This window comes from Lysinibacillus sp. FSL K6-0102, assembly GCF_038003545.1.
GTDB classification, from domain to species: Bacteria; Bacillota; Bacilli; order Bacillales_A; family Planococcaceae; genus Lysinibacillus; species Lysinibacillus capsici.
In genome coordinates this window covers 1-6,110 of sequence record NZ_JBBOPH010000004.1, presented here as the reverse complement: position 1 = coordinate 6,110, position 6,110 = coordinate 1, and the positions used below count along the sequence as shown (strand labels likewise).

Below are 6,110 nucleotides of genomic sequence, written 5' to 3'. Positions count from 1 at the left end.
TTACTTGCAGTTTTAAAAGTGCATTTGATTTGCACCAAGTTTTTAATTTAATAGGCATTAGCGAACTGGAAAACTTGGAAGAAATAGGAACATCTAAGTTTGCTATGGCTGGCTACTCTGTTACTTATCGTATTGGCATGATTGAATACCACAGAAACTACAAAGAAGAGCGATGGCTGTTAAATATGTCTGGACAGGGTTGTAGACAATTTGAGATATTATCTTGTTTTGATATGGTTACAATGCTTGGTATTTTAGTTAATTTGAATACAACTTTTACACGACTGGATATTGCTATAGATGATTTTAATTGTTACTACACAACAGATGTATTTAGACAAGCTGTATATAACAAACAGTGTATAACTAGGCTTGAAGATTGGGGGAATGGAGAAAGAGGTAAAATTGCACATGGTAGAGATTTTTTAACTATGGATAATTTTTATCTTGGAGGGAAAAGTAGTCGTTATTATATCAACGTTTATGATAAAAAATTAGAAAGAGAAGATAAGATAAAAACAGCTGGAGATGAAAAGAAAAAAAGAATACTGGAAGAGTTACATGGAATAGATCAGTGGACAAGAACAGAGGTTAGGTTTACTTATGAGTATGCGGAGCAATTTGTAGCACATATTTTAAGTGGCCATTTACATTTAGGTTACTATGTAACATCTTTTTTAAATGGAAAAATAGTATTTTTAAAACCAAGTGCTCTAAAGTTAGATAAAAATAAGTCTAGGTTAGCAAAGGATATTAAGAATCATACACGTTGGTGGCGGTCATTTGTACATAATGCTAGTAAGTTGCATTTATCAGTCTATAAACCAGATAAAATGTTGGTAGAAAGTAAGGATTGGTTATTTGGACAAGTATCCACTACGCTTGCTAGTCATGCTTTATACAAGCCACAAGAATTTTACGAGTTAGTTAATGATTTAGTTAAAGATGGTATGCAAAAAATGAAAAAACATCATTTAATCAAAATATCTAATCAAAAACATTTTGATAGATTAGCTAATGAAGCAGTAGAATCATATGATTTAAGTAAATATCCGAAATGGGTAGATAATTTACCTGTACTAAAAGATTTAATGAATATTTATACTGATACAGCTTTAAGTCAAGATGCAAGTGACAGAAGAAAAACAAACAAAAAATCTGCTATCAACGAATGACAACAGACAGGTGTAAAAATATAAATTTGTGTAGACTCATTGTACAATAGCTTAGAGGTGAGTGCAATGGGCAGAAAAAGAACAAGTAATAAAAAAGACATGACGATATATGTTGATAAAGATTTGATAAAAAGATTGAAAGAATTAGAATTAAATGCTTCAGCGATTTTTACAGAAGCAGCTATGAAAAAGTTAGAAGAGTATGATGAAAATGGTAATAAAATAGTTGAAATTGACAATTAAAAAATATTTAGGAAAAGGACTTGATATATTCAAGTCTTTTTTATATCATAAGAACAGAACAAATATCTCCCCGTGGAAACGGGTGTTCGCATTTAGAATAGGAGGAATGGAAAATGTTACAAAGTATAAAGCCGTTAGTATTTATCCGTGCGGAACGAAACAGAGGCTATAGCGAAAAAAGTAAAAAAGATTATGATTTTGCGAACATTACGTTAAGTGATGGATTAGAAAGTTTGAAAGTGGACATTGAGCCAGAATTAGCAGAACGCTGTCAAGGTGCATTCAAAAAAGGCGATAACGTTGTGATCACTGTTGATATTAGTGAGATGAACAATCGTGCTAGATTCGTGGTTACAGATGTCAAGAAAGCCTCGTAGTGTATGGAGCAAGAACAAATCGAAACTCCTGAAGAGGTTGTAACTCCTCCAGCAGTCGATTTAACAGAATTAGAAACTAAGTTAACCGACTTGGTGGAAGTCTTAGAAACTGACCAAGAACTAAAGCAAGCTGAAAAAGAACAGCAACAACTTGAAGCCGAACAGTTGGCCAAAGAACAAGAGGACCAACAAAAAGTACAAGCTAAAGACTTGGAGCAACAACAGGCTATACAGCAAGCTTTGGTAGAAGAGGAAGCAACGTATAGGGAACAAATTTTAAGTTCCTTAACTGAAATAAATGATGGCTTAGGATTGCTAAATGAAGCTACTGCAGAATTAAAAGAAATCGAATTGAAGAATCAAGAAATGCTAGAATACACGTTTCCAAGTGTGAAGCAAGCTAGTGATTTATCAATAGTATTTCTTTGCTTAGTGCCATTAGCAATCGTATACAAATGGCTGTCTGGCATGTTCAATGGTGCTTTTAGATAACTTGAAAGGTGGTGAAATGAATGGAACCAGTTTTAGGAGCAGCGCTATTTACTTTAGATAAAGTGGATGTAGCACCACTTATCTCGACGATCACGTCAAATGCGCCAATCATCATTGGTGCTGGCATAACTGTAATTTTAGTTAAAAAAGCAGTGCCATTGGTGCCACAGCTTATCAACCGTATCATCAAATAGCGTAGGAATTGATTGTAGAATGCCTAACGATATCGACATGCGAATTGTAAACTTTAATGTGTAGGAGTTAAGCTAACTGGCTTAACTCTTTTTTTCTAAAGGCGGTGCAAAATGCAAAGATTAAAAAAGATTTCAATATCTCTATGTATTGCGATTTTGCTTTTTAATATTGTGTCCCCAGTTTTGGTGACAATGGCTGCGTCAAACGAGCCTTATAATCACAAAGAATTGCTAGAGTATAAAGGCTATGGTGAGGCAATGTATGAGGCTGTAGTAGACGAGACTGTTTTTATCACTGGTCAATATACGGACAACAAAGAGTACGTTAGTCAAACGATTGATCAAATAAAAGATTATGCTAAATTTTGGGGCAATGAATTTAGTGAGTTTGTCAAAGCTGATAGTTTACGAGATGCAATCGAGCGTGGTGGGGGTCTCATGCTGACTATTGGTGATTTTTTTAAAAAATTATTTACGGATTACGGCACCGAAAAAGAAGGGTTATTTAATAATACCGACAACATCAGCTATGTGGATGAATTTGGTACTTTTTATTTAAAATCGGGATATAGATTGTATTTTACAGTGAAAGGCAAAGAATACTACGCTACTAATTTTGGTCCATATCATAGTGCTGGTGATGGTTATGCAACTAAATATATAGCTGGCACTTACCAAGGTTATATAGAAAAGTTTATAGATGGCTATAGTAAATCAAAAATGCAACAACTGGTTGATGGAGCTTGTGGCAGTATAACCAGTATATCTAATGTTACTGCATGTTTAAATTTTTTTGATGTCTCTACTCGCTTAGTCTATAACGGTAATGATGTTCCTAGTAAACCCGAAAATCCTGCTTATAGAGTGATTTTTGACCATATACAATCAACTCCAAAGCCTACTCTAACACCCGAGCCAAGGGCATATCTAAGCTGTCCTAATGGTACAAAAATACAAATGTCGATATCGGGCAGTACGTTTTTGGGGGTCGATGGCAAAGCAATGATTGTCAATAAAGACGGTACTGCTGAGGTCGATAGTGCTATTTGTAATCTCAATTGGGACAAGCCCACTGTTAAATATATAGATGGTAAGACAGCTATCGAAACTCCAGGGAGGGGTTATAAAGATGTTGAAACAGGCGAGCAAATCGTGCCTGATAAAAAGCCTGGTGATCCAGACGAAGAAGAAGAAGGCGAAGATGGCGAGTGTGGCACATTATGTGCGCTCGGAAAATTAACAAAGTTTCTACTAAATTTTTTCGAGAAACTCTTGGACTTTTTTATAAAAATCTTCATTCCAGAGGATACCGACTTTTTAACAAATGAATTTGACAAACTGAAAAAAGTTTTTGATGAAAAGTTTAAAATTGTCGGCAGTCTTGAAAAAACAATGTCAGATTTTTTTGTTCAAGAAAATACTAATCCATTGGCAAATTTAAGTATTAATTTACCTGCAACTGGTGGTCAGCCAATAGATGTTATGCCGACTACATTTGTAGAACAGCACGTGCCGACTCTTAAAAAAGTAATGTCTGGTTTTATCGTAATCATGACCATTTTTTATGTCTATAGAAAAATCACTGGGCGTGGAGGTGTGATGGAAAAATGATTCTTGAAATGTTGATTAAATTAATTTTTGGCGTGGTTAATTTGTTGCTAGCGCTTTTGCCAGAAATAAAGTTGCCAGAATCATTTGGGAGTTACATACAAGATGGCGTCTACTTGCTATCCTTCGCATCTTATTTTTTACCAATACCAACAATCCTAGCTTGCATATCTGTGATTGTTATTGTTGATAATGTAAAGCTATTTGTATCAATTTTTAACTGGATAATTAGCAAAATACCAACTATTAGTTAGTTAATGTCACTGGTGTGCAAAGCGCAGCTGCACTCCAGTGACATAATATCAATGGTGGCAATTTGGAGGATGAACATGTTTAAAAATAAGAAAAAAGCTGACAATCAAAAAATAAAAATCTATAGCGCTGAGGGGTTTTTTACTAAATTAATAAAGTTCACTGGCTTTAAGTTTGCGGATCTATGGGATGTATTGAAAAATGGTCGGAAATTTAATGAGTATGGCTTAACGCTGTATGTTGGAGACCAAGGTTCAGGTAAATCAATGGCTATGACGGAATACCTTGAACGCATGCGTAAAGACTTTCCCAAGGCTTTGATAATCACGAATTATGGTTATGTACATCAGCACCAAGAGTTTGGTGACTGGAACGACTTCTTTGAGATTAGGAACGGTGTAGATGGCGTTATATTCGCTTTGGATGAAATACAAAACGAGTTTAATAGTAAAGCGTGGAAAGAGTTCCCTGAGGAATTATTATCCGAAATCACTCAACAAAGGAAACAAAAAGTAAAGATTATAGCCAGCGCTCAAGTGTATCAAGATGTAGCTGTACAATTGCGACGTCAAACACTATATGTAGCTGAATGCACGACGTTTGCGCAACGTTGGACGATTGTTAGGTGCTTTAGGAAGAAAGATTACGAGAGGGCTCAAAACTTTGCTGAAGGCACTCAGAAGGTCCAGAAGGTGTATAAGAAATCATTCGTCCAGAACGAGCATTTAAGAAGTCTCTATGACACGGAGAAAAAGATTGAAAGATTAGCACGTACTCGGTTTATGTCCAAAAAGGAGCGAGGGATTGCGCAATGAATGAAACGATAGTTATTGAAACGGTGAATATTGATAATGAGGTATATATTGCATTGTTTGTGTTGTTCTTTTTGTTTCCTTTTATGGCTCTTTTGATTTTGGTAATTACAGGTAAGGAGAGTTTGCGAAATGGAAAAGATACTTGATATTTTAGTTGCCATTGCAGTTTGTATTTTTTTAATGATTAATGAGGTTTTTTAAAAATGTAGTTACAGTTTTGAAAAATGTGTCTACAAAAAAATAAGGTGATGAAATGACTATGTTGTTGTTGGAAGCGTTAGGATATGTGATTGTATTTTATTTTGCTGTAATTTTTGTTGCTGTGTCTACAAAAAAATAATTTAAAAATATGTGGACATTATGTAGCCACAACATGTATAATTGTGGTAACAAATAAAAAGGAGCTACAATTATATGGCTAAAGATAAAATTATAAGAATGCGAGCGTCTGATTATGATAAAGCAATTGTACAAGCGATTGCTGACAAGATGAATGAAGAAAAGTCTTTTACGGTAAAAACTAGTGATTCAGATGTTTTGCGTGCTGGAATAGCAGCATTAATTATGCAATATCTATCAGAGGATGAAGTGATACAAATACGTAAACAGCACATGTTTAAAGATGCTAAATGATTTGCGAAGAGATATGACGCTCACGCGTAGCGTACTAACCAGCAAAGATATAGCTCGCCTATATCTGCGCTAGCTTTTCTGGAAACCACTGTATAGCTTGCGCAACAGCGTGTAGCAACGTAGTGCTAAGCCTTTTATGCTTCACCCTCCTTACAAACCTTTTTTAAAAACGTGGCTACATTTTCAATGAAGTAATAAAAGTAGGTGAATTTATGGAAAAAAACACAGCAGGTTCATGTTGGGAATTCGAGTCTGCTGGGGGCTGTACTACCCCAGCAGAAAATACAGGGAAAATTCCCATGAGGGCGCTTGTAGACTGGG

At 35.2% G+C, this 6,110-nt stretch carries 9 protein-coding genes; all 9 read left to right on the top strand.

Translation table 11 applies throughout. From position 1 onward, the window contains the following. Nucleotides 1–1,175: replication initiation factor domain-containing protein (locus tag NYE73_RS24680; protein ID WP_340815838.1), on the top strand; the 1,175-nt coding region annotated here is incomplete at its 5' end. A 66-nt stretch (nt 1,176–1,241) separates the two neighbouring features. Beyond that, on the top strand, nt 1,242–1,418 hold the full coding sequence (locus tag NYE73_RS24675) for a hypothetical protein (protein WP_340815837.1): 177 nt from the start codon (nt 1,242–1,244) through the stop codon (nt 1,416–1,418). Between the two features lie 113 nt (nt 1,419–1,531). Next, nucleotides 1,532–1,795, top strand: coding sequence for a hypothetical protein (locus NYE73_RS24670; RefSeq protein ID WP_340815836.1), 264 nt, complete (start codon nt 1,532–1,534; stop codon nt 1,793–1,795). Between the two features lie 3 nt (nt 1,796–1,798). Next, on the top strand, nt 1,799–2,287 hold the full coding sequence (locus tag NYE73_RS24665; RefSeq protein ID WP_340815835.1) for a hypothetical protein: 489 nt from the start codon (nt 1,799–1,801) through the stop codon (nt 2,285–2,287). A gap of 20 nt (nt 2,288–2,307) precedes the next feature. After that, nucleotides 2,308–2,481, top strand: coding sequence for a hypothetical protein (locus NYE73_RS24660; protein WP_340815834.1), 174 nt, complete (start codon nt 2,308–2,310; stop codon nt 2,479–2,481). 111 nt (nt 2,482–2,592) lie between these two features. After that, nucleotides 2,593–4,092: a hypothetical protein gene (locus NYE73_RS24655; protein ID WP_340815833.1), complete on the top strand. Its 1,500-nt coding sequence runs from the start codon at nt 2,593–2,595 to the stop codon at nt 4,090–4,092. A gap of 326 nt (nt 4,093–4,418) precedes the next feature. Next, the gene (locus NYE73_RS24650) at nt 4,419–5,156 is read left to right on the top strand and encodes a hypothetical protein (protein WP_340815832.1); all 738 of its coding nucleotides are present in this window, start codon (nt 4,419–4,421) and stop codon (nt 5,154–5,156) included. Further along, nucleotides 5,153–5,302 (top strand): hypothetical protein, encoded by a 150-nt coding sequence (locus NYE73_RS24645; RefSeq protein WP_340815831.1) that lies wholly within the window; start codon nt 5,153–5,155, stop codon nt 5,300–5,302. Before NYE73_RS24650 ends, NYE73_RS24645 begins: the two co-directional genes overlap by 4 nt. Nucleotides 5,303–5,570: 268 nt before the next feature. Then, nucleotides 5,571–5,789, top strand: coding sequence for a hypothetical protein (locus NYE73_RS24640; RefSeq protein WP_340815830.1), 219 nt, complete (start codon nt 5,571–5,573; stop codon nt 5,787–5,789). The last annotated feature ends 321 nt before the right edge of the window (nt 5,790–6,110 follow it).

Bases quoted from the DNA above. Each gene is read 5' to 3' on its own strand.
- NYE73_RS24675 (WP_340815837.1), top strand. From the start codon at position 1,242: ATGGGCAGAAAAAGAACAAGTAATAAAAAAGACATGACGATATATGTT.
- NYE73_RS24670 (WP_340815836.1), top strand. From the start codon at position 1,532: ATGTTACAAAGTATAAAGCCGTTAGTATTTATCCGTGCGGAACGAAAC.
- NYE73_RS24665 (WP_340815835.1), top strand. From the start codon at position 1,799: ATGGAGCAAGAACAAATCGAAACTCCTGAAGAGGTTGTAACTCCTCCA.
- NYE73_RS24660 (WP_340815834.1), top strand. From the start codon at position 2,308: ATGGAACCAGTTTTAGGAGCAGCGCTATTTACTTTAGATAAAGTGGAT.
- NYE73_RS24655 (WP_340815833.1), top strand. From the start codon at position 2,593: ATGCAAAGATTAAAAAAGATTTCAATATCTCTATGTATTGCGATTTTG.
- NYE73_RS24650 (WP_340815832.1), top strand. From the start codon at position 4,419: ATGTTTAAAAATAAGAAAAAAGCTGACAATCAAAAAATAAAAATCTAT.
- NYE73_RS24645 (WP_340815831.1), top strand. From the start codon at position 5,153: ATGAATGAAACGATAGTTATTGAAACGGTGAATATTGATAATGAGGTA.
- NYE73_RS24640 (WP_340815830.1), top strand. From the start codon at position 5,571: ATGGCTAAAGATAAAATTATAAGAATGCGAGCGTCTGATTATGATAAA.